This is a genomic window from Streptomyces sp. NPDC015345, from assembly GCF_043078805.1.
Classification (GTDB): Bacteria; Actinomycetota; Actinomycetes; order Streptomycetales; family Streptomycetaceae; genus Streptomyces.
The window spans coordinates 1,029,582-1,051,807 of sequence record NZ_JBIBTX010000002.1; the positions used below are offsets into that span (position 1 = coordinate 1,029,582).

Here is a 22,226-nt window from a genome sequence, read left to right on the forward strand (position 1 = left end):
CATAGCGGAACACATGAAGAGGTCTTCAATTATGCGACGAGTAGGATTGCCGCATGGGACACGGAGCCGACAGCGAGATCACCCCTGCGACACACCTCGACGCGGACTCCGCCGCCACGATCGCCGCCACCCTGCAAGCGCTCGCCACACCGTCCCGCCTGATGATCCTCACCAAGCTGCGCCAAGGCCCGTGCGGCGTCGGCGCGCTCGCCGAGGCGGTCGGCATGGAACAGTCGGCGGTCTCCCACCAGTTGCGCCTGCTGCGCGCCCTCGGCCTCGTCACCGGCTCCCGGCAGGGCCGCCGCATCGTCTACAGCCTCTACGACAACCACGTGGCCCAGCTCCTTGACGAGGCCGTCTACCACATCGAGCACCTGCGCCTCGGCGCGCGGGACCTCCCGTGACCAGGGAGCCGACGGCCTCAGCGGTGTACGCCGACTCCTGACCGGCCCGGGGCGAACTCCGGCCGCAGCACCAGATCCTCGTCGTACGCCCCCGCGTTCTCGTGGTGGAAGGGCAGCGGCCGCTCGGTCGGCAGTGTGCGCAGGCGTTCGCGCAGGGCCGCCGCGTCCCGCGCGTGGTCCGCCGCCGTGAGCCGGTCCGCGCTGTACACCACGAACGGCGGGAGCGCCGCCATGCCGGTGTACCAGAACGTCCCGTGCAGCAGCGGGAACAGCACCTCCTCCAGATGCCCGTGGATGCCGCGCGGGCCGAAGCCGGACTCCCGGGCGCCGACCGACGTGACGATCAGCGCGCGCTTCCCCGCCAGGCCGCCGTCGCCGTAGCGCAGGGCACGGCCGTCGGGCCCCGCGACGCCGAAGCCGAAGCCCTGGACAAGGACGCGGTCGAACCAGCCCTTGAGGATCGCGGGCGGCCCGAACCACCAGAGCGGGAAGTGGAAGACGAGTGTGTCCGCCCAGGCGATCTTCTCCTGCTCGCCGACGATGTCCGCGCTCAACGTCCCGGACGCGTGGGCGCGTTCCTGCTCCGCCCCCACGAAGAGACGCTCGCGCGGCGGGTTCCCGAAGTCGTCGGCGTCCACGGTGGCCTTCCAGCCCATGGCGTACAGATCGGAGACGCGGTGCTCGTGCCCGAGCGCCTCCAGGGTGCGCAGCCCGTCGCTCATCAGGGAACCGTTCAGGGAGTGCTGTTCGGGGTGGGCGAAAATCCAGAGAACCTTCATGCCCCGATCGTGCGGCGGCCCTCTCGGCGGCAACGAGTGGCCACAAGGCCAGGTGCTGCAAGGATCTGGCCACTCCCGCCGTGCCGCGTGCCCCACGTGCGGCCCTGGTTAGGGTTGGTGTTCGACCGGCAGGTACGAGACACGGCAGTGAAGAGAGGGACGGGTGAAGATCCTCATCAGCGCCGACATGGAGGGCGCCACCGGAGTGACCTGGCCGGCCGACGTGCTGCCGGGCACCGCGCAGTGGGAGCGGTGCCGGACGATGTTCACCTCGGACGTGAACGCCGCCGTGCTCGGGTTCTTCGACGGCGGGGCCGACGAGGTGCTCATCAACGAAGCCCACTGGACCATGCGCAACCTGCTCCTCGAAGAGCTGGACGAGCGGGCCCAGATGCTCACCGGACGGCACAAGTCGCTGTCCATGGTCGAGGGCGTCCAGCACGGCGACGTGGACGGCATCGCGTTCCTCGGCTACCACGCGGGCGCCGGCATGGAGGGCGTCCTCGCGCACACCTACCTCGCCAACCAGATCACCGGCGTCTGGGTCAACGGCGTACGCGCCAGCGAAGGGCTGCTCAACTCCCATGTCGTCGCCGAGTACGGCGTCCCCGTGGTGCTCGTCACCGGCGACGACCTGGCCTGCGAGGACGCCCTCGGGTACGCGCCCGGTGCCTTGAAGGTCGCCGTCAAGGACCACGTGTCACGCTACGCCGCCGTCTGCCGCACTCCGGCCCGCACCGCCGCCGACATCCGGGCCGCCGCCAAGGACGCCGCCGCACTCGCGGTGCGCCACGAACCGGTCGTGGGCGGACCGTTCACCGTGGAGGTCGAGTTCGACGCCGAGCACCTGGCGATGGCCTCGACGGTCGTGCCGGGAGTGCGCCGTACGGGGGAGCGCAAGGTCGCGTACGACAGCGAGACGATGTACGAGGGGATCCGTACCTTCAAGGCGGTTACGACGATCGCCTCCGCCGCCGTGGAGGAGCAGTATGGCTAGCCAGCAGCAGGAGCCCGGGGATCAGGCCGACCACGACCAGGTGGACGCGCGGGCGCTCGACGAGGTCGTCACCTTCACCTCCGAGCTCATCCGCATCGACACCACCAACCGCGGCGGCGGCGACTGCCGCGAGCGGCCCGCCGCCGAGTACGCCGCCGAACGCCTCGCCGAGGCAGGCCTCACCCCCACACTCCTGGAACGGGCCCCGGGCCGCACGAACGTCGTCGCCCGCATCGAGGGCACCGACCCGGGCGCCGACGCGCTGCTCGTCCACGGCCACCTCGACGTCGTACCCGCGGAGGCGGCCGACTGGAGCGTGGACCCGTTCTCCGGCGAGATCCGCGACGGCGTCGTATGGGGCCGCGGCGCGATCGACATGAAGAACATGGACGCGATGATCCTCGCGGTCGTACGGAGGTGGGCGCGCGCCGGGGTGCGGCCCCGGCGGGACATCGTGGTCGCCTTCACCGCCGACGAGGAGGCCAGCGCCGCCGACGGCTCCGGGTTCCTCGCCGACCGGCACGCGCCGCTCTTCGAGGGCTGCACGGAAGGCATCAGCGAGTCGGGGGCCTTCACCTTCCACGACGGGCGCGGCAACCAGCTGTACCCGATCGCGGCGGGCGAGCGCGGCACGGGCTGGCTCAAGCTGACCGCCCGCGGCAAGGCGGGCCACGGCTCCAAGGTGAACCGCGCCAACGCCGTGAGCCGGCTGGCCGCCGCCATCGCCCGCATCGGCGAGCACCGCTGGCCGGTCCGGCTCACCCCGACCGTGCGCGCCTCGCTCGTCGAACTGGCCGCGCTCTACGGCCTGGAGAGCGACCCCGAGGCGCCCGGCTTTGACGTCGACGCCTTCCTGGAGAAGCTCGGCCCGACCGCCGCGCTCGTCGAACCCACCGTCCGCAACAGCGCGAACCCGACGATGCTCCAGTCGGGTTACAAGGTCAATGTGATTCCTGGGGAGGCCGTGGCCTACGTCGACGGCCGCTTTCTGCCCGGCGGCGAGGAAGAGTTCCGCCACACGCTTGACCTGCTCACCGGCCCTGACGTCGACTGGGAGTTCCACCACCGCGAGGTGGCGCTCCAGGCGCCGGTCGACTCGCCGACGTACGCGAGGATGCGGGCGGCCGTCGAGGAGTTCGCGCCCGAGGGGCACGTCGTGCCGTACTGCATGTCGGGCGGTACGGACGCGAAGCAGTTCTCGCGGCTCGGCATCACCGGCTACGGCTTCTCGCCGCTGAGAACACCGGAGGGCTTCGACTACCAGGCGCTCTTCCACGGAGTCGACGAGCGCGTCCCCGTCGACGCACTGCACTTCGGCGTCCGTGTCCTCGACCGCTTTCTGCGCACGGCCTAGGAAAAATGGGGGAAGTACAGGACATGATGCAGACCCGCGCGTACGGATCATGGCCGTCGCCGATCGACGCCGAGCTCGCCGCCACCCACGACGGCGCGCCGGGGTACGTGGGCTTCGTCGGCGGCGAGGCGTGGTGGACCGAACCGCGACCCACCGAGGGCGGCCGCCGCGCCCTGGTGAGACGGCTCCCCGACGGCGCTGAGCGCTCGGTGCTGCCCCCGCCGTGGAACGTGCGCAGCCGCGTCGTCGAGTACGGCGGCCGCCCCTGGACCGGGGTCGAGGGCCCCGAGGGCCCGCTGCTCGTCTTCGTCGACTTCGCCGACCAGCGCCTGTACGCGTACGAGCCCGACGCCCCGGACGCCGCGCCCCGCCCCCTGACGCCGCTCGGCGACATCGGCGGCGGCCTGCGCTGGGCCGAACCGGTGCTCCGCCCCGACCGGGCCGAAGTGTGGTGCGTCCTGGAGGAGTTCACCGGGCCGCACTCCACCGACGTGCGCCGCGTCATCGCCGCGGTGCCCCTCGACGGCTCGGCGGCCGAGGACCGCGGCGCGGTACGCGAACTGTCCGACGGCGCCCACCGGTTCATCACAGGCCCGCGTCTGTCGCCGGACGGGACCCGCGCCGCCTGGATCGGCTGGGACCATCCCCGCATGCCGTGGGACGGCACGGACCTGGTCCTCGCCGACGTGCGGGACGACGGCACCTTCACGGCGGCCCGCACCTTCGCCGGCGGCCCCGAGGAGTCCGTCGCGCAGGTCGAATGGGCGCCGGACGGACGCCTGCTGTTCTCCAGCGACCGCACCGGCTGGTGGAACCTGTACCGCGCGATGCCGGACGACGCGGGCAGCGTACGCCCGCTCTGTCCGCGCGAGGAGGAGTTCGCCGGGCCCCTGTGGCAGACCGGCCTCACCTGGTTCGCGCCGCTGGACAGCGGACTGATCGCCGTCGTGCACGGCAAGGGCGCCACCGCGCTCGGCATACTCGACCCCGAGACCGGCGAGGTCGTCGACGCGGCGGGCCCCTGGACGGAGTGGGCCTCCACCGTCGCCGCGCACGGCCCCCGCGTGCTCGGCGTCGCCGCCAGCCCGCGCAGCGCGTACGAGGTCGTGGAACTGGACACCGGCACCGGCCACGCCCGCGTCGTCGGCGCCTGCCACGACGACCCGGTGGACCCCACGTACTACCCCGAACCCCAGATCCGCACCTTCGAGGGCCCCGCCGGACGCACCGTCCACGCCCACATCTACCCGCCGCACCACCCCGGCCACGTCGCGCCCGACGAGGAGCTGCCGCCGTACGTGGTCTGGGCGCACGGCGGCCCCACCGGCCGCTCGCCGCTCGTCCTCGACCTGGCCATCGCCTACTTCACCTCGCGCGGCATCGGCGTCGCCGAGGTCAACTACGGCGGCTCCACGGGGTACGGGCGCGCCTACCGCGACCGGCTGCGCGAGCAATGGGGCATCGTGGACGTCGAGGACTGCGCGGCCGTCGCCCTGGCGCTGGCCGACGAGGGCACGGCCGACCGCGCCCGCCTCGCGATCCGCGGCGGCAGCGCGGGCGGCTGGACCACGGCCGTGTCCCTGGCCACCACCGACGTCTACGCCTGCGGGACCATCATCTACCCCGTGCTCGACCTCGCGGCGTTCGCCTCGGGGGAGACCCACGACCTGGAATCGCGCTACCTGGAATCCATCGTCGGTCCGCTCGACGAGGTGCCGGGCCGGTACGCGGAGCGGTCGCCGCTGGAGCACGCCGAGCGCGTCACCGTCCCCTTCCTGCTGCTCCAGGGGCTCGACGACGTGGTCTGTCCGCCCGCCCAGTGCGAACGGTTCCTCGCCAAGATGGAGGGGCGCGGCATCCCGCACGCCTACATCGCCTTCGAGGGGGAGGGGCACGGCTTCCGCCGCGCCGACACGATGGTCCGCGCCCTGGAGGCCGAACTCTCCCTCTACGCCCAGGTGTTCGGAATCGACCTCGCGGGACCGCCGCCGACCCTGGAGCTCGCCAAGTGAGACCCCTCGTACGGCCCGCGCGCCTGACCCCCGGCGCGCGCGTCGCCGTCGTCGCGCCGAGCGGCCCCGTCCCCGAGGAACGCCTGGAGGCGGGCCTGGACATCCTGCGCGGCTGGGACCTGGACCCGGTCGTCATGCCCCATGTCCTTGACCGCCACCCGGAGTTCGACTACCTCGCGGGGACGGACGCCGACCGCGCGGGCGACCTGGAGCGGGCGTGGTGCGATCCGGCCGTCGCCGCCGTGTTCTGCGCCCGCGGCGGGTACGGCGTCCAGCGCATGGTCGACCTCGTCGACTGGACCGCCATGCGGGCGGCCGGGCCGAAAGTGTTCCTCGGCTACAGCGACATCACCGCGCTGCACGAGGCGTTCGCCACGCGGCTCGGGCTCGCCACCCTGCACGGCCCGATGACCGCCACGGCCGACTTCCTCAAGAACGCGGACGCCCAGGACCACCTGCGCGCCACGCTGTTCACCCCCCAGGACGTGCGGGTGATCACCGCGCCCGCGCGCGCCACGGCCCTGGTCGGCGGCCGGGCCAGGGGCGTCACGCTCGGCGGCTGCGTGTCGCTGCTCGCCGCCGAGATCGGGACGCCGGGGGCGCGGGCCGGCGCGCGTGGCGGCCTGCTGTTCCTGGAGGACATCGGCGAGGAGGCGTACCGCCTGGACCGCATCCTCACCCAGCTCCTGCGCGCCGGCCGGCTGGACGGTGTCGCGGGGATCGCCCTCGGCTCCTGGGAGCGGTGCACGCCGTACGACATGGTGCGCCGCCTCTTCGCCGACCGGCTCGGCGGACTCGGTGTGCCCGTGGTCGAGGAGTTCGGCTTCGGGCACTGCGACGGGGCGCTGACGGTGCCGTTCGGGGTGGTCGGCGAACTGGACGCGGACGCGGGGACGTTGACGCTGGACGTCCCCGCGCTGGTCTGACACGCGCGCTCCGGAAGAAACCGTTGTCACGGTCGTTGACCTGGCTCTGACACGTGTCACAACATGAGCGGGGCCGGCACTTACCGGTCAGTAGTCGCCGGTCAGTGGTCGTCAGGCCCGTAGTCGTCACTCCGTAGTCGCCAGCTGTCGGATGTCCTCAGCGTGGAGGTCCCCTTGTCCCGTCGCCGTGCCCTGACCCTCGCCGCAGCGGCGGCGCTCGCCGCGCCGCTCGCCGTCGCCGCGCCCGCCCCGGCCGGCGCGGCGGGGCAGTACACCGTCACCGCGCTGAAGTTCACCGTCCAGGCGGGCGGCAGGAGCTGCACCGTCGACGCCGACCTGTACCGGCCCGCCGGGGTGGACGCCGCGCACCCCGCCCCCGCGGTGCTCTCCACCAACGGCTTCGGCGGCAGCAAGTCCGACGGTTCGACCGCCGCGGTCGGCAAGGCGTTCGCCGAGCGCGGCTACGTAGGTCTGGTCTACTCCGGCCTCGGCTTCGGCAGATCCGGCTGCCTGATCTCCCTCGACGACCCGGAGATCGACGGCAGGGCCGCCTCCGGGCTCGTCGACTTCCTCGCCGGTGAGCGGGCCGCCGACGACGGCACCAAGGTCGACTACGTCACCGCCGACCGTGCGGGCGACCCGCGTGTCGGCATGATCGGCGGTTCGTACGGCGGCGCCGTCCAGCTCGCGACCGCCGCCGTGGACCGACGGGTCGACGCCCTCGTCCCGATGATCACCTGGCACGACCTGGCGTACTCCCTCGACCCGAACAACGCCGCCGACCGGAGCGTCCCCGGCGCCGCCAAGTGGCAGTGGATGAACGGCTTCTACCTCATCGGCGAGGGTCAGCCGCTACTCGTCCCGAACCTCGATCCGTCGCGCGTCAACCGCCTCGGCTGTCTGCACTTCGTCACCAAGGCCTGCGAGACGATCCGCACGCTCAACTCCGGCCGCTATCCGGCGGACCGCACCAAGGCCCTCCAGGAGTTCGCGCGCGGCGTCTCCCCGGTCTCGTACCTCGGCAAGGTGAAGGCGCCCACACTCCTCGTGCAGGGCCAGGCCGACACTCTCTTCAACCTCAACGAGGCCGAGGCGACGTACAGGACGCTCACGGCCCAGGGCACCCCGACGAAGATGATCTGGCAGTCCTGGGGCCACAGCGGCGGCGTGCGGGACGCGGCAGCGGGCGAACTCAACCTGGACGAGGGGAACTTGGAGACGTCGTATGTGGGGCGGCGGATCCTCGCCTGGTTCGACCGCTACCTCCAGAAGAAGAAGGGCGTCGACACCGGCCCCGCCTTCGCCTACCGCCGCGACTGGATCGGCGACCCGGACACCACCTACGCCACCGCCTCCAAGGTCCCGCCGCTCAACCGCGAGCTGTACCTGTCCGGCGACGGCAAGCTGGTCGACAACCGCGCGAAGGTGGCGCGCGGCAGCCGCGAGTACCGCAACCGGCTCGTCCCGACGAGCCATTCGGAGTCCTCACTCGCGGGACTGATCGGCCTGCCCGACCCCGCCCCGTACGACATCAGGGGCACCTACCTGGACTGGACGACCGAGCCCCTCGCGGAGGACATGGACGTCGTCGGTGCCCCCAGGGCCACCCTGAAGGTGATCTCGCCGAGGACCGAGCGCGTGCAGCACTCCGGTGACGCGGCCGACAAGCTGGTCCTCTTCGCCAAGCTCTACGACGTGGCGCCCGACGGCAAGAAGACACTCGTCCACCGGCTCGTCTCGCCCGTGCGGGTGCCGGACGTGACGAAGCCGTTCACCCTGTCGCTGCCGGGCATCGTGCACCGCTACGAGAAGGGCCACCGGCTGCGGTTCGTGGTGGCGGCGAGCGACGGCGCGTACCTCGGCAACAAGGGCGTCAAGCCGGTCACGGTGACCAGCGCGCCCAAGGACACCGGCGTCCTCGAACTGCCCGTGGTCCGCCACTGACGCCACCCGCCCCGCCGTGGAGGACGCGGGTCAGGTCGCGGCGACGCGGCGGTCCACGTACTCGAAGACGGCGCCGTCCGGGTGCATCGCGATGAGGTTGCGCCCGGCGGGGGTCGGGACCGGGCCCGCGATGACCCGGGCGCCGGAGGCGTTCAGCACGGCGTACGCCTCATCCACGTCCCGCACCGCGATGGTCGCCGCGACCTTGCGGAGCACTTCCAGTTCCTGCTCGGGACCGCTCATCAGCAGGAAGCAGCCGACCGCGGCCACGGACACGCCGCCGCGTTCGAAGCGCATCGCCTTGCCGCCCGCGAGGCGCTCGTAGAACGCGACCGAGGACTCCAGGTCCTCGACGCAGACGCGCAGCGTGGTTCCCAGGATCTCCATGATTGGAACGCCCTCACCTCTGTGACCGGCCAACGGCTCAGCAACGATTTCATGATTGCCCACCCCCTCGCCACCGCCTCCGGCGAGGAAGCCGCCCCAACTCGCCGGTCCGCCGGGCGCGATGGAGGGCGGCACCGTCCGGTGCCGCCCTCCGACCGTCTCGCCCGCCGTTCAGGACTGGGGACGGCTGCCGTGGTTCGCGCCGTTCTTGCGGCGGGCCTTCTTCTTGCGGCGTCGCTTCGAGGACATGGATACCTCCGTGTATCTGTGGTGCTTCCCGGGTGCGGACCCAGGCGATCACGCGCCGCCTACCCAGTCGGCGAACCCGCCAAGGTGTGGCCTGCGTCACGCCGCCGCGTGCCGCGCCGTGGCGTGCCGTTACCGGCCGGGGCCTTCGGGTACCCGGCGGCCATGACTGGCCCCGAGAAACCTCTGACCGGCCTCGACAAACAGCCGTTCGACAAGGCCCTGACCGACGAGCTGGTCCGTACGATCCGCAGCGAACTGCGCGAGGAATTCCGCGAGCAGACCAAGAAGCAGCGGCGCAAGGCCACGCTGTACGCCGCGTCGGGCGCCACCGCGCTCTACGCGGGTGCCGCGGTCGCACTCGCCGCCGGGCTCGCCCTGGCCCTCGCCCTGCCGGGCTGGGCGGCGGCCCTGATCGTGGCCGCGCTGCTCGGCGTCGCGGCGCTGCTGCTGCGCAACGCGGCACGACCGCGTGCGGGGCGCCCCGACGCCGGCCGGTACGCGGACCCCGCGGCCGGCATACCGGTCGCCCCCGGCCTCGCCCCGGACGGCCTCACCGCCCCCGGCGCCCCCCAGGGCGGTCCCTCCGCCCCCGAGGCCCCGCCGATGCCGTCCGCGGCCCCCACCGTCCCCCGGCAGACGCCGGGCGGAGGTGACGGGGAGCGGGGGGAGCGCTGAACAGACACTTCCCGCGGGCGGCTGCGGCACGCATCGCACGCCCCGGACCGGCCCCCCGGGTGAGCGGGTGTTCACACCACCCGGAACTCCTCCACCTCGTCCGTGCGCAGCTCCAGGCCGAGCCCGACGCCGCCCTCGGGGCGGACCACGCCGCCGGTCGGGTCCAGCGCGCCGTCGAAGAACATCGACTCGATCCGCACATGGTCGTGGAACCACTCGACGTGTCGCAGATTGGGCACGCACGCGGCGACCGCGGCATGCGCGTGCGGCGCGCCCAGTGCCGAGACCTCCAGGCCGTGCGCCTGCGCCAGGGCCGCCGCGCGTAACCACTCCGTCAGACCGCCGCAGCGCGTCGCGTCGACCTGAAGGCAGTCCACGGAGGGGATCATGCGCGCGAAGTAGGGCAGGTCGTAGCCGTACGCGCCCGCCGTCACGTCACACACCAGCGCGTCCCTGACCTGCGCGAGCCCTTGCAGGTCGTCCGAGGACACCGGTTCCTCGAACCAGCCCACGCCGTGCTCGGCGAGCACCCTGCCCACCCGCACCGCCTGCTTGCGCGTGTAGCCGCCGTTGGCGTCGACGTACAACTCGGCCTGGGGCCCGATGACTTCACGCGCGGTGCGGACCCGTGACACGTCACGGGCCGCCGCCCGCCCCCAGCGCTCCCCGACCTTGATCTTGACGCGCGGGATGCGCTGACCGTGCACCCAGCCGTTGAGCTGCGCCGCCAGATGCGTGTCGTGGTACGTGGTGAAGCCGCCGCTGCCGTAGACGGGCACCTCGTCGCGGGCCGCCCCGAGGAGGCGTACGAGAGGCAGCTCCAGGAGGCGGGCCTTCAGGTCCCACAGGGCGATGTCGACCGCCGAGATCGCGCAGGCCGCGGCACCGGGGCGGCCGGTGTTGCGGACCGCCTGCACCATGGCGTCGTGCGCGGCGGGCACGTCGAGGGCGTCGCGCCCCACGATGACCGGGGTCAGCTGCTCGTCGACCAGGGCGGCGACGGAAACGGGTGCGTAGGTCCAGCCGGTGCCCGTCGCGTCGCCCGCGGTGATCTCGACGATGACGACCGTCGTCGTGTCCCAGGCGAAGGTGCCGTCCGCCTCTGGCGCGTCCGCGGGCACCGTGTACGCGGAGACGACGGGCCGTTCGATGGAGACTGCGTCCTTCATCTGGACTTCCTCGGTTCATGGTTCATGGCGCGGGGATGCGGTGGCCGTACGGGGCGAACACCCGGAGGAGCGGGGGAGGGGGGCGGGCAGGGCGCGGCGGCCGAGGGCACGGAAGGGTGCCTCCGGTGCGGTGGGCGGAGCTGGTCGGATACGGCTTCGGGTAACCCCGAGGAGCGGCGACAAACAGCGTCCGCAGCGGTGCCGACCTCGGATTTCGACACCCCCGCGGGCAGGCCCGAACGCGCACCGCCCCGGCCCCCCGCGCGCCTGCCCGCCCCCGAGTTTGGTGCCCGCCGGGCCGGGCACGCGGGAGGTTCCGACCTCCCACCTGGGCGGCCACGCCGGGCGAGCGTGTGAGCGCCCCCGCAGACTGGCTCCTGGAGCCGTACCTCCGCGCCCCGGAGGCCGCCGCACACCAAGGAGACCCCCCATGACCAGCAGCGATCTGAAAAGCAGTGAACTGAACAGCGATGAACTCGCCGCCCTCGCCCAGCAGCTGCGCGTCGACTCGGTCCGTGCCGCGGCCGCCGCCGGCTCCGGGCACCCCACCTCCTCGATGTCCGCGGCCGACCTGATGGCGGTGCTCCTCGGCCGCCACCTCCGCTACGACTTCGACCGCCCCGACCATCCGGGCAACGACCGCTTCATCCTCTCCAAGGGCCACGCCTCACCGCTGCTCTACGCGGCGTACAAGGCGGCCGGCGCCCTCACCGACGACGAACTGCTGACCTTCCGCAAGGAGGGCAGCCGCCTCCAGGGGCATCCGACGCCCCGCGCCCTGCCCTGGGTCGAGGTCGCCACGGGCTCGCTCGGGCAGGGCCTCCCCGTCGCCGTCGGCATGGCGCTCTCGGGCAAGCGGCTCGAACGGATCCCCTACCGCGTCTGGGTGATGTGCGGCGACAGCGAACTGGCCGAGGGCTCCATCTGGGAGGCGGCCGAGCACGCCGGGTTCGAACACCTCGACAACCTGACCGCGATCGTCGACGTCAACCGCCTCGGCCAGCGCGGCCCGACCCGCCACGAGTGGAACCTCAAGGCCTACGCGGACCGCTTCAAGGCCTTCGACTGGCACGTCGTCGAGATCGACGGCCACGACGTCGACGCCATCGACCGCGCCTGCCAGGAGGCGGGCTCCACCGCAGGGCAGCCGACCGTGATCCTCGCCCGCACCCGCAAGGGCAAGGGCGTCGCCGCCGTGGAGGACCGCGAGGGCAAGCACGGCAAGCCGCTGCCGGACGCCGAAGAGGCCATCGAGGAGCTGGGCGGCGTACGCGAGGTGAACGTGGAGGTGCGCAAGCCCGCCGCGGCGCGGACCATGCACACGGTGCGCAGCGGCCACCTCGAACTGCCCCGCCACGAGGTGGGCGAGGACGTCGCCACCCGCGACGCCTACGGTCAGGCGCTCACCGCGCTGGGCAGCGCGCGCGGCGACGTGGTGGCCGTCGACGGCGAGGTCGGCGACTCCACGCGCACGGAGTACTTCGCCAAGGAACACCCCGAGCGGTACTTCGAGTGCTACATCGCCGAACAGCAGCTCGTCGCCTCCGCCGTCGGCCTCGCGGCGCGCGGCTGGGTGCCGTACGCGACGACGTTCGCGGCGTTCCTCACCCGTGCCCACGACTTCGTACGGATGGCGGCGATCAGCGGTTCGGGCATCAACCTCGTCGGCTCGCACGCGGGCGTCGCCATCGGCGAGGACGGCCCCTCCCAGATGGGCCTGGAGGACCTGGCGCTCTTCCGCGCGGTACACGGCTCCACCGTCCTGTACCCGTGCGACGCCCACCAGACCGGGCGGCTCATCGCCCAGATGGCCGAACTCGACGGCGTGCGCTACCTGCGTACGTCGCGCGGGGCCACGCCCGTCATCTACGGCCCCAACGAGGAGTTCCCCATCGGCGGCTCCAAGGTCCTGCGTTCCAGCGACGCGGACCGGCTCACGCTCGTCGCCGCCGGAGTGACCCTCCACGAGGCGCTGTCCGCCGCGGAGCTGCTCGAAGGCCAGGGCATCGCGGTGCGCGTCATCGACCTGTACTCCGTCAAGCCCGTCGACCGGCGCACCCTGCGCGAGGCGGCCGAACAGACCGGCTGCCTCGTCACCGTCGAGGACCACCGCGAGGAGGGCGGCCTCGGCGACGCGGTCCTCGACGCGTTCACCGACGGCTCTCCCGTGCCGCGCCTGGTGCGGCTCGCCGTCCGTACGATGCCGGGCTCGGCGTCGCCCGAGGAGCAGCTGCGCGCGGCGGGCATCGACGCCCAGTCGATCGCGGCGGCGGCGCGGCTCCTGGTGGAGGAGGCGGTGGTGCGCTGACACGGCCGCCGGGCGGCGCCGCCGTCAGGGGCGGGGGCGGCGGGCCGCCCTGAACCACGCGTTCGCCGAGGGACGGAACATCAGGGCCACCGCAGCGAGTACGGCCGCCACATGCAGCGCGCGGCTCCCGCCGAACAGTACGTCGACCGCTCCGAGGTCGCGGATGGCGGCGCCGAGCGCATGCCCGTCGGCGAGCCACCGGACGGGTTCGATCACCAGGGACAGCGTGCCGAAGACGCCGAGCACGCCCGCAAGGGCCAGCCGTGCGCCGTTCCCGCCGCGCCGCATCCGCACCGCGACCAGTACGACCGCCGAGTACACAGCGACGCGCAGCGCGAGGCCGCCCGCGAGGTCGCCGGTGGACGCGTCGCCGTCCGTCATCGCCCTGATGACCGCGAGCACTGTCTCGAAGACGCCGGCGGCGACCGCGGTGAGCCAGAGCGCGAAGGCCGCCCTGACGGTGGTGGGCGCCGACGGCTCGTCGGCTCCCGGCAGCATCCGGGGCAGCGGGCGCGGGTCCTGGGAGCGCGGGCGGGGGCGAGGCGGGCCGGCGTGGCGGGGGCGTGACTCGGGGGCGTGTGTCATGGCGTTGCCTCACTGCGGGGTCGCTGTTGGGTGGCGTGATGGCGCGATGGCGTGGTGCCGAGGTCCGGCGGTCGCCGAACCGGGATGCGACGACTGTGCGATGCCGTCGATCCTTCCGGGCCGGGCGCCTTGGGACACGCCCGCCGCCCCCCGGATTCCGGGTAGGGCCAGCCACCCTCCCGACCTGGGTGAACACCACCGCGCCCGGGGGGCCAGGGCGACTACCGGGGCGGCCTCCGGGTACCCGCCCGGCCCGTCCGACCTGACGGACCGAGCGAAGGGAACCTCCCATGAACGACGCACGGACGGTGCGGGTCGGCCGCCGCACCGTGGCACTCCACCGGCCGGAGAAGATCCTCTTCCCGGCCCGCGACGCCGACGCCCCGGCCCGCACCGACCCGGGCTACACCAAAGCGGATCTCTTCGACTACTACCGGTCCGTCGCCCCTTTCATGCTGCCCCACCTGCGCGGCCGCCCCCTGATGCTGGAGCGCCACCCCGACGGCGTCGACGGCCCCCGCTTCATGCAGAAGGAAACCCCGGAGCACTACCCGGACTGGATCACCCGCGCCGAGGTCGCCAAGCAGGGCGGCACCGTCACCCACACCGTGTGCGACGACACCGCGACCCTGCTCTTCCTCGCCGACCAGGCCTGCCTGACCCTGCACCGCTGGCTCTCGCGCACCGGCAGGATCGACCACCCCGACCGGCTGGTCTTCGACCTCGATCCCGCCGAGGACGATTTCGGCGCCGTGCGCGACGCGGCCCGGCTGCTCGGTGAACTCCTCGACCACATGGGCCTGTTCTCGGCCCTGATGACGACGGGCTCACGCGGACTGCACGTCGTGGTGCCCCTCAACGGCCACCAAGACTTCGATGAAGTACGCGACTTCGCCAAGGACGTCGCCGACACCCTCGCCGCCGCTCACCCCGAGCGCTTCACCACGGCCGCCCGAAAAGAGGCGCGCGGCGACCGGCTCTACCTCGACGTGCAGCGCAACGGGTATGCGCAGACCGCCGTCGCCCCCTTCTCCGTACGCGCCGCGCCGGATGCGCCGGTGGCCGTACCGATCGCCTGGGAGCAGCTCGACGACCCGGCCGTGCACGCCCGCCGCTGGACCATCGAGAACGCCGTGGAGCAGGCCCGCTCCGACCCGTGGGCCGGCGTCCCACGTACCGGACGCGCCCTTGGACCGGCCCGCCGCAAGCTGAGCGCCCTGCGCGGCTGAACACGCCCGTCCCCCGGCCGCGGATACGGAACGGCGGGGTTTGGCCAAGGGCCGTCGGGACACACGTACCGGGAGGTGGACATGGCCAATACACCACGTAAGACGACAGAGCAGAACCAACAGAACCAAGAGAACGAACAGAACCAAGAGAACGAACAGAACGAACAGAACGAACTGCCGGGTCCGATGGCGGTTCTGCGGGCCGCCCAGACCCAGCTCGCCGAACTCACCGGCATGACGGCCGAATCGGTGTCGTCCTTCGAACGCACCGAGGAGGGCTGGCTGTTGGAGATCGAGGTCCTCGAACTCGCCCGTGTCCCCGACACGATGAGCCTGCTCGCGAGCTACGAGGTGAGGCTCGATCCGCAGGGTGAACTCACCGGCTACCGGCGGATCCGCCGGTACGAGCGCGGACGTTCGGACCCGCACAAGAAATAGGCAGAGCAAGACAGCCAGGCAAAGAGAAGCACGGACAAGCAAGGAGGCACAGTCGGTATGACCGTGGTCCCGGCACAACAGTCCGGCGGCGGAGGCGGCTCCAGCGGCCTGTACGACGTCGTGGAGCTCATCCTCGACCGAGGACTCGTCATCGACGCCTTCGTACGCGTCTCACTCGTCGGCATCGAGATCCTGAAGGTCGACGTCCGTGTCGTCGTCGCGAGCGTCGACACCTATCTGCGTTTCGCCGAGGCGTGCAACCGCCTCGACCTGGAATCCGGGCCGAAGAAGGACCCGGGCCTGCCCGACCTCGTGGGCGAGATCACGGAGTCCGGCGCCAAGGGCAAGTCCAAGGGCGCGCTCTCCGGGGCGGCCGAGACCATATCGGACGCCTTCAAGCAGTCCCGTGAGGAAGGCCAGCGCCAGACCGAGGACCGTCCGAGGGCCCGGCGTTCCACGACCTCTCGCCGGAAGGAGGAGAAGGAGTGACGACCTACGTCTACGGCATCGCCGCCGCATCCCATCCGGGCCTGCCGGACGGCATGGAAGGCATCGGGAAGCCGGCGTGCCCGGTGCGCATCCTCAAGCAGGGTGACCTCGCCGCGATCGTCAGCGACGCCCCCGAGGACCTCAAGCCCAAGCGGCGTGACCTGCTCGCCCACCAGAACGTGCTGTCGGAGGCGGGCGCCGCGGGCTCCGTGCTCCCCATGCGCTTCGGCAGCCTCGCGCCGGACGACGAGACCGTCGTCAGCGTCCTCGGAGAGCGGGCCGACCACTATGCGGAGCGGCTGCGCACCCTCGACGGCAGGGTCGAGTACAACGTGAAGGCCTCGCACGACGAACAGGCCGTGCTGCACCAGGTTCTCGCGGAGAACCCGGAGCTGCGGGCCATGGTGGAGGCCAACCAGCGCGAGGGCGGCGGCAGCCACGAGCAGAAGCTGAAGCTCGGCGAGGCGGTCACCTCCGCGGTGCGGGCCCGCGAGGCCAGCGACTCCGTCGAGGTGCGGCGCGCGCTGGAACCGGCGGCCGAAGCGGTCGCCGAGGGCCCTGAGGGCACCGGCTGGCTCGCCAACGTCTCGTTCCTTGTGAGCCGCAAGGCAGCCGACGGCTTCGTCGCCGCGGTGGAGGAACTCAAGTCCACGCAGCCGCACCTGGACCTCAAGGTGCACGGGCCGCTGCCGCCGTACAGCTTCGTCGACCCGGGGCCCGCCGAGCCCGCGGAGTGACAGCAGTGACGGGAGTGACGGCATGGGACTGCTCGGAGAACTGCTCCTGCTGCCCCTGGCCCCGGCCCGCGGCTCCCTCTGGGTGCTGAGGCAGGTGGTCGACGAGGCGGAGCGGCAGTACTACGACCCCTCGGCCATCCGTCGTGAACTCGCCCGGCTCGAGGAACTCCTTGAGTCGGGCGAGATCGACGAGGACGAGTTCGAGCGGGCCGAGGACGAGCTCCTCGACCGGCTGCAACACAGCACAGGACAGGACTTCAGACAATGAACCGAATGGCAATGGGCCTGGCCGTGGGCGCGGGATATGTCCTCGGCCGCACGAAGAAGGCGAAGTTCGCGTTCGCCGTGGGCACGATGGTCGCCGGCAAGAAGCTGAACCTGAGCCCGAAGGCGCTGGGGTCGCTGGTGACCCAACAGCTGGAGAACAACCCGCAGTTCAAGGAGATCGGCGACCAGCTCCGGCAGGACCTGCGGGGCGTGGGCAAGGCGGCCACCGGCTCCCTCCTCAACCGGCAGCTGGAAGGTCTCGCCGACCGGCTGCACGACCGCACGCTCGACGTCCAGGACCGCATCTCCGGTGTGGTGCCGGAGGGCGCCAAGGGCGCGACGACGAGGGATGAGGACGAGGGCGAGGACGACGAGGCGGACGGCGAAGCCGACGCCGAAACCGACCCTGACTTGGACGAGGACAGGGACGAGGATCAGAGCGAGAGCAGGGACGAGGACCAGGGCGACGACTCGGACGGCGACTCGGACGGCGACACGGACAAGAAGCCGTCCGCCCGGAAACCGGCGTCACGCGCCGCGCGCGGAACCGCTGCGAAGAAGACGGCCGCGAAGAAGGCCCCGGCGAAGAAGACCGCCCAGCAGACCGCCCGGAAGTCCACCCGGGAGACGGGCCGCAAGACGGCCCAGAAGCCCGCGCGCAAGACCGCCGCGAAGACCGCCCAGAACGCGAAGACCGCCCAGAAGAAGACCGCGTCGGCGGCCCGCACGGGCGGCAGGGCGAAGGGAGGCCGCGACCATGGCTGAGTCACCCCTGAAGGACATCACGCGCAGCCCCGCCGCCGACCGCCTGAAGGAGGAGGCACAGGCCTACCTCATGGCCCAGGTCGAGCGCGTGCTCGTCGGCGTGGGCCACCGGCTCGGCGACGCCACCGTCAAGCTGAACGACATCGCGGACGGCAAGAGCCCCGGCTTCGGCAAGCTCGCGCTGAACGCGGGCAAGAAGGTCGCCGAGGGCAAGGGACCGGTGCGCGGCGCGCTCGAACTGGGCGGCAGCCACCTCAAGGACAAGGTCACCGAGGCCGTCAAGGGCATCGGCGGCGGCAAGCGCAAGAAGGGCGGCGCGGGCCAGAAGCCCACGGTCATCCTGGAGTACGTCGATGTCGGCGTCCCGGTCCGTGAGGCGTACGACCAGTGGACCCAGTACCAGGAGTTCTCCACCTTCGCCAAGGGCGTCAAGAGCGTCACCGTGGCGAACGACACGGACTCCGACTGGAAGGCCAAGGTCTTCTGGTCCAGCCGCAGTTGGAAGGCGCACACCACGGAGCAGGTGCCGGACCAGCGGATCACCTGGACGTCGGAGGGCGCCAAGGGGTCCACGAAGGGCGTCGTGACCTTCCACGCGCTCGCGGAGAACCTCACCCGGGTGCTGCTGGTCATCGAGTACTACCCGAAGGGTCTCTTCGAGAAGACCGGCAACATCTGGCGCGCCCAGGGCCGCAGGGCACGCCTGGACCTCAAGCACTTCGCCCGGCACATCTCGCTGCGCGGCGAGGCGAGCGACGGCTGGCGCGGCGAGATCCGCGACGGCGAGGTCGTCCGCAGCCACGAGGACGCCGTGGCCGAGGAGGAGTCCGAAGAGCCCGAGGAGTCCGAGGAGTCGTCCGAGGAGTCCATGGAGCCCGAGGGCCGGGACGAACGCGACGCCGACACGGACGCCGAGTACGAGGAAGAGGACGGCGAGCCGGACGAGGAGTTCGAGGACGAGCCGGAGGGCGAATACGACGACCAGGCCGAGGACGAGGCCGAGGCGGACGACGAGCCGGAGGACGAGTACGACGACGACATCGAGGCCGAGGACGTCGAGGCCGACGAGGCCGACGAGCGCGAGACCGACGCAGACGCCGAAGCCGACGCCGACGAGTATGAGGACGAAGCCGAAGCCGACGCCGACGAGGACAAGCATCGCGAGTACGCCGATTCGGCCGGTGCCGGACGGGGGCGTCGATGACTTCGTCCGCGGGGGGACTGCCCGGTCCCTACGGCGGCGGTGGCAGCGGAGCCAACCTCGCCGACATCCTCGAACGCGTCCTGGACAAGGGTGTGGTCATCGCCGGCGACATCAAGATCAACCTGCTCGACATAGAACTGCTCACCATCAAGCTGCGCCTCATCGTCGCCTCGGTCGACAAGGCCAAGGAGATGGGCATCGACTGGTGGGAGCAGGACCCGGCGCTGTCGTCCGGCGCGCGCCACAAGGAGCTCTCCCAGGAGAACGCCGAGCTGAGGCGGCGGCTGGAGGAACTGGAGTCCCAGGCAGCCCTGGCCCCCGCCGAGAAGGAGTCACGTGAGCCTCGCGAGTGAGGAACTGCGCTACGTCTACGCGGTCTGCCGCCCGCTGGACGCGCCGCTCGCCGCCGACCTGACCGGGGTCGGCGGCGTGCCGCCCCGCCAGCTCGCCCATGAGGGCCTCATCGCCGTCGTGGGCCCGGTGCCGGAGCGGGACTTCGCGGAGGAGCCGCTGCGCAGGCACCTGGAGGACCTGGACTGGCTCGCCGACACGGCCCGCGCCCATCAGCGGGTGATCGCGGCGCTCACCAGCGTCACCTGCCCGCTGCCGCTGCGGCTCGCGACCGTCTTCCGGGACGACAGCGGCGTACGCACCATGCTCCAGGAGGGCGCGGACCGCTTCCGGCGTGTGCTGGAGCGGATCGACGGGTGCGTGGAGTGGGGTGTCAAGGTCCATCTGGAGAGCGAGGATCCGTCGCGCGAGCGGTCCGCCGGGACGTCGGCTCCGGCGCCGGACAAGCCGCGTACGGGCCGCGACTACCTGCGTCAGCGGCGCAGCCGCCAGACGGCCCAGGAGGAGGGCCGGCAGCGGGCCGAGGCCTTCGCCCAGGGGCTGCACGAGAAGCTGGCGCGGCGGGCCGACGATGCCCGGCTGCACGCCCCGCAGAACTCGGCGCTCTCCAAGGCGCCCGGGCAGAACATCCTCAACGCCGCCTATCTGGTGCCCCGTGCGCACTCCGAGGAATTCGTCGAACTCGTGGACGAGACGAAGGACGAGGAGCGGGAGTCGTCGGGCCTGCGGGTGGAGCTGACGGGACCCTGGGCGGCCTACTCCTTCACCACCGATGACGCGACCGGCGACGAGCCCGCCGCCGGGGGAACGGAGCGCTCGCGATGACGGTCGTCGAGCGCCGGGAGATAGCCCTGGTCGACCTGCTCGACCGCCTCCTCGCGGGCGGGGTCGTCATCACGGGTGACATCACGCTGCGGATCGCGGACGTGGACCTCGTACGCATCGACCTGAACGCCCTGATCAGCTCCGTGAACGAGCAAGTGCCCTCACCGTGGCCGGAATTGGAGTGACCCATGGAGTCCACTGAGCCCGAGCCCGAGCCCAGTGACCTCACGGACGAGCGCACGGACGCGGAAACGGAGACGGGCCGCGGCAACCGCACCCGCATGGACCTCGACCCGGACACGGTGGAGCGGGACCTGGTGAAGCTGGTCCTGACCATCATCGAGCTCCTGCGGCAGCTCATGGAGCGCCAGGCCGTGCGCCGCTTCGACACCGGTGACCTGACCGAGGACCAGGAGGAGCGCATCGGGCTGACCCTGATGCTCCTGGAGGACCGGATGGCGGAGCTGCGGGACCGGTACGGGCTGCGGGCCGAGGACCTGAATCTGGACCTCGGCCCGCTGGGCCCCCTGCTGCCCCGGGACTGACCGCCGTCCCGCCCACGGCCCCGCCGCATCCCGGGTGCTACGTCCAGCGTCGGGGGGCCTGGCGCGTCACCCGGTGCACCGCCCACACGGCGAGCGCCCACTGAGCCGCGGCGCCGTAGCCCCCGAGGGGGCCGCCGCGCCCCGCACCGCCGGTACCGTGACGGGGCGAGGGGTTCCCGCGCACGGTGCTCTCCTGGCCGCCGAGCACCCGCAGCGCGGCCCGCGCCTCGTTCATGGCGCTGTCACCGACCGCCAGCAACTCCACCCCCCGGCGGGCCACCTGATCCTGTGACAGGTGCTGCCGGGCCAGTTCGCCCATGACGTCCATCAGCGCTTCCCGGAACACCTCGGTGGCCGACAGGCCCGGGGCCATGCCGCGCACCGTGCCCTCGACGTTGGCCATGGACTTGCCCAGCATGCCGATCATGGGGTTGGTGTGGATCCCGCGCCGGGCGGCGCAGCGCAGAATCGTGGACAGGGCCGCGCCGAAGTCCATGTCTTCGAGCCGGCTCATGGCCAACCGCGGTACGAGACGCGTGAGATCGTCACGGAAACCCGGCAGGTCCGTGCGCGGGGTCGACCGGCCGAGTTCGAGCCAGGCGGCGGCCAGCCCGCGCGCGTCGTTCTGGGCGATGGCGGCGAACGCGAGCGCTCCCAGCGTTCCGGTGTGCCGGTCGATGCGTCCGGCCATTCCCCAGTCGATGAGGGTCGCCCCTGTCCCGGGGTGCAGGAAGACGTTGCCCGGGTGGGGATCGGCGTGAAAGAAGTGCTCGACGAAGTAGCCCCGGTACATGTACTTGAGGAGTTCCGCGCCCACCCGCTCACGCTGCTCCTCGCACAGGTCGCCCGCCGCCCCCGCGCTGAGCGCCCGCCCGGGGGCCACGCTCTGGATCAGCACCCGCCGCCCGGCCCGCCGCACCTCGGGCACCGTGAGGTACGTGAAGCCCTCGGCCGCCCGGCGCCCGGCCTCCATGTGGGCTGCCTCGGCGGTGAAGTCCAGCTCGGGGCGCATGCAGTCGAAGATGCCCTGGAGAACCGCGTCCAGGTCAAGCACCTCCGCCAGCCGGGGGACCGCCCGCCCCGTCATGCGGGCCGCCCGCCTCAGCGCCGCCATGTCCGCCCGCATCCGGCCCTCGATCCCGGGCCGCTGCACCTTGAGCACCGCATGGCTGCCGTCGTGCAGCACCACCGGGTACGCCTGCGCCAGGGACGCGGAACCGCAGGGCCGGCCGGTGTCGACCTCGCGGAACAACCGCCGCCAGCCGCGGCCCAGTTCCCGCTCCAGGACCGGCTCAAGAACGGCGAACGGCGCGGCCGTCACCGTGCCGTGCAGCCGCTCAAGCTCCGCCGTCAGGGCGCCGGAGACCAGATCCGGCCGGGTGGCGAGCACCTGCCCGACCTTGACGTAGAAGGGCCCCAGCGCCTCCATCGTCTCCCGGATCCGCCGCGCCCGGCGGCGGTGCGCCTCCTCCTTGCCCGCGGCCGCGTCGGCTCCGTCCCGTGCCGTGAGCACGTCGTGCGCGAGCAGTCCGGCAAGCCGGACCACATGAACGCCCCTTACCGCCTCCATGACCGCTGCCCCTCGCC

General features: G+C 72.2%; 25 protein-coding genes. 19 read left to right on the forward strand and 6 right to left on the reverse strand.

The window, feature by feature from the left end; all coding sequences use genetic code 11:
- Positions 1 to 53: 53 nt before the first annotated feature.
- Positions 54 to 404: a metalloregulator ArsR/SmtB family transcription factor gene (locus tag ACF062_RS10785; protein WP_223777891.1), complete on the forward strand. Its 351-nt coding sequence runs from the start codon at positions 54 to 56 to the stop codon at positions 402 to 404.
- A gap of 17 nt (positions 405 to 421) precedes the next feature.
- Here the strand turns inward: ACF062_RS10785 and ACF062_RS10790 are convergent, their stop codons facing one another.
- On the reverse strand, positions 422 to 1,183 hold the full coding sequence (locus tag ACF062_RS10790) for an NAD(P)H-dependent oxidoreductase (protein ID WP_392137397.1): 762 nt from the start codon (positions 1,181 to 1,183) through the stop codon (positions 422 to 424).
- Positions 1,184 to 1,346: 163 nt separating this feature from the next.
- Here ACF062_RS10790 and ACF062_RS10795 point away from each other — a divergent pair, with 163 nt between their 5' ends.
- The 5 genes from ACF062_RS10795 (at position 1,347) to ACF062_RS10815 (ending at position 8,416) form a co-directional block, all read left to right on the forward strand.
- Entirely contained in the window at positions 1,347 to 2,180 is an 834-nt protein-coding gene (locus ACF062_RS10795) for a M55 family metallopeptidase (protein WP_223777893.1), read from the forward strand.
- Positions 2,173 to 3,534 (forward strand): M20/M25/M40 family metallo-hydrolase, encoded by a 1,362-nt coding sequence (locus tag ACF062_RS10800; protein ID WP_392137398.1) that lies wholly within the window; start codon positions 2,173 to 2,175, stop codon positions 3,532 to 3,534. Before ACF062_RS10795 ends, ACF062_RS10800 begins: the two co-directional genes overlap by 8 nt.
- Positions 3,535 to 3,560: 26 nt before the next feature.
- Positions 3,561 to 5,546, forward strand: a complete 1,986-nt coding sequence (locus ACF062_RS10805; protein WP_392137711.1) for a prolyl oligopeptidase family serine peptidase — start codon at positions 3,561 to 3,563, stop codon at positions 5,544 to 5,546.
- The gene (locus ACF062_RS10810; RefSeq protein ID WP_392137399.1) at positions 5,543 to 6,472 is read left to right on the forward strand and encodes an LD-carboxypeptidase; all 930 of its coding nucleotides are present in this window, start codon (positions 5,543 to 5,545) and stop codon (positions 6,470 to 6,472) included. Before ACF062_RS10805 ends, ACF062_RS10810 begins: the two co-directional genes overlap by 4 nt.
- Before the next feature lie 174 nt (positions 6,473 to 6,646).
- Positions 6,647 to 8,416 (forward strand): CocE/NonD family hydrolase, encoded by a 1,770-nt coding sequence (locus ACF062_RS10815; protein ID WP_392137400.1) that lies wholly within the window; start codon positions 6,647 to 6,649, stop codon positions 8,414 to 8,416.
- Positions 8,417 to 8,446: 30 nt separating this feature from the next.
- Here ACF062_RS10815 and ACF062_RS10820 read toward each other — a convergent pair whose 3' ends face one another.
- Positions 8,447 to 8,803 carry a VOC family protein gene (locus tag ACF062_RS10820; RefSeq protein WP_392137401.1) on the reverse strand — a complete coding sequence of 119 codons (357 nt, stop codon included), beginning with the start codon at positions 8,801 to 8,803 and terminating at the stop codon, positions 8,447 to 8,449.
- Positions 8,804 to 8,974: 171 nt separating this feature from the next.
- Positions 8,975 to 9,052, reverse strand: a complete 78-nt coding sequence (locus tag ACF062_RS10825; RefSeq protein WP_370443954.1) for a 50S ribosomal protein bL37 — start codon at positions 9,050 to 9,052, stop codon at positions 8,975 to 8,977.
- Positions 9,053 to 9,214: 162 nt separating this feature from the next.
- On the opposite strand from ACF062_RS10825, the gene ACF062_RS10830 reads away from it, so the two are divergent.
- A complete protein-coding gene (locus tag ACF062_RS10830) occupies positions 9,215 to 9,727 on the forward strand; it encodes a phage holin family protein (RefSeq protein WP_392137402.1) in 513 nt (170 codons plus the stop codon).
- 71 nt (positions 9,728 to 9,798) lie between these two features.
- On the opposite strand, the gene ACF062_RS10835 is transcribed toward ACF062_RS10830, so the two are convergent.
- Positions 9,799 to 10,896 carry an enolase C-terminal domain-like protein gene (locus tag ACF062_RS10835; RefSeq protein WP_392137403.1) on the reverse strand — a complete coding sequence of 366 codons (1,098 nt, stop codon included), beginning with the start codon at positions 10,894 to 10,896 and terminating at the stop codon, positions 9,799 to 9,801.
- 370 nt (positions 10,897 to 11,266) lie between these two features.
- Between ACF062_RS10835 and ACF062_RS10840 the strand changes: the two genes are divergently transcribed.
- Positions 11,267 to 13,204 carry a transketolase gene (locus ACF062_RS10840; RefSeq protein ID WP_392137712.1) on the forward strand — a complete coding sequence of 646 codons (1,938 nt, stop codon included), beginning with the start codon at positions 11,267 to 11,269 and terminating at the stop codon, positions 13,202 to 13,204.
- A gap of 24 nt (positions 13,205 to 13,228) precedes the next feature.
- On the opposite strand, the gene ACF062_RS10845 is transcribed toward ACF062_RS10840, so the two are convergent.
- Entirely contained in the window at positions 13,229 to 13,789 is a 561-nt protein-coding gene (locus ACF062_RS10845) for a hypothetical protein (RefSeq protein ID WP_392137404.1), read from the reverse strand.
- Between the two features lie 290 nt (positions 13,790 to 14,079).
- On the opposite strand from ACF062_RS10845, the gene ligD reads away from it, so the two are divergent.
- The 11 genes from ligD to ACF062_RS10900 all read left to right on the forward strand — a co-directional run bounded on the left by ligD (position 14,080) and on the right by ACF062_RS10900 (position 20,639).
- On the forward strand, positions 14,080 to 15,018 hold the full coding sequence (gene ligD / locus ACF062_RS10850) for a non-homologous end-joining DNA ligase (RefSeq protein WP_392137405.1): 939 nt from the start codon (positions 14,080 to 14,082) through the stop codon (positions 15,016 to 15,018).
- Between the two features lie 81 nt (positions 15,019 to 15,099).
- The gene (locus ACF062_RS10855) at positions 15,100 to 15,456 is read left to right on the forward strand and encodes a gas vesicle protein (protein WP_392137406.1); all 357 of its coding nucleotides are present in this window, start codon (positions 15,100 to 15,102) and stop codon (positions 15,454 to 15,456) included.
- Between the two features lie 57 nt (positions 15,457 to 15,513).
- Positions 15,514 to 15,945, forward strand: a complete 432-nt coding sequence (locus ACF062_RS10860; RefSeq protein ID WP_223777904.1) for a gas vesicle structural protein GvpA — start codon at positions 15,514 to 15,516, stop codon at positions 15,943 to 15,945.
- Positions 15,942 to 16,682 carry a GvpL/GvpF family gas vesicle protein gene (locus ACF062_RS10865; protein ID WP_392137407.1) on the forward strand — a complete coding sequence of 247 codons (741 nt, stop codon included), beginning with the start codon at positions 15,942 to 15,944 and terminating at the stop codon, positions 16,680 to 16,682. The genes ACF062_RS10860 and ACF062_RS10865 overlap by 4 nt, the downstream gene beginning before the upstream one ends.
- Before the next feature lie 22 nt (positions 16,683 to 16,704).
- Positions 16,705 to 16,950, forward strand: coding sequence for a gas vesicle protein GvpG (locus tag ACF062_RS10870; protein ID WP_223777906.1), 246 nt, complete (start codon positions 16,705 to 16,707; stop codon positions 16,948 to 16,950).
- On the forward strand, positions 16,947 to 17,714 hold the full coding sequence (locus ACF062_RS10875) for a DNA primase (protein ID WP_392137408.1): 768 nt from the start codon (positions 16,947 to 16,949) through the stop codon (positions 17,712 to 17,714). Before ACF062_RS10870 ends, ACF062_RS10875 begins: the two co-directional genes overlap by 4 nt.
- Positions 17,707 to 18,918, forward strand: a complete 1,212-nt coding sequence (locus ACF062_RS10880) for an SRPBCC family protein (protein ID WP_392137409.1) — start codon at positions 17,707 to 17,709, stop codon at positions 18,916 to 18,918. Before ACF062_RS10875 ends, ACF062_RS10880 begins: the two co-directional genes overlap by 8 nt.
- Entirely contained in the window at positions 18,915 to 19,271 is a 357-nt protein-coding gene (locus ACF062_RS10885; RefSeq protein WP_223777909.1) for a gas vesicle protein, read from the forward strand. Before ACF062_RS10880 ends, ACF062_RS10885 begins: the two co-directional genes overlap by 4 nt.
- Positions 19,255 to 20,094, forward strand: coding sequence for a GvpL/GvpF family gas vesicle protein (locus tag ACF062_RS10890; RefSeq protein ID WP_392137410.1), 840 nt, complete (start codon positions 19,255 to 19,257; stop codon positions 20,092 to 20,094). Before ACF062_RS10885 ends, ACF062_RS10890 begins: the two co-directional genes overlap by 17 nt.
- The gene (locus ACF062_RS10895; protein WP_219688115.1) at positions 20,091 to 20,279 is read left to right on the forward strand and encodes a gas vesicle protein; all 189 of its coding nucleotides are present in this window, start codon (positions 20,091 to 20,093) and stop codon (positions 20,277 to 20,279) included. Before ACF062_RS10890 ends, ACF062_RS10895 begins: the two co-directional genes overlap by 4 nt.
- A gap of 96 nt (positions 20,280 to 20,375) precedes the next feature.
- The gene (locus ACF062_RS10900) at positions 20,376 to 20,639 is read left to right on the forward strand and encodes a gas vesicle protein K (RefSeq protein WP_320591881.1); all 264 of its coding nucleotides are present in this window, start codon (positions 20,376 to 20,378) and stop codon (positions 20,637 to 20,639) included.
- A gap of 37 nt (positions 20,640 to 20,676) precedes the next feature.
- On the opposite strand, the gene ACF062_RS10905 is transcribed toward ACF062_RS10900, so the two are convergent.
- Positions 20,677 to 22,209, reverse strand: a complete 1,533-nt coding sequence (locus tag ACF062_RS10905; RefSeq protein WP_392137411.1) for an ABC1 kinase family protein — start codon at positions 22,207 to 22,209, stop codon at positions 20,677 to 20,679.
- Between the last annotated feature and the right edge of the window lie 17 nt (positions 22,210 to 22,226).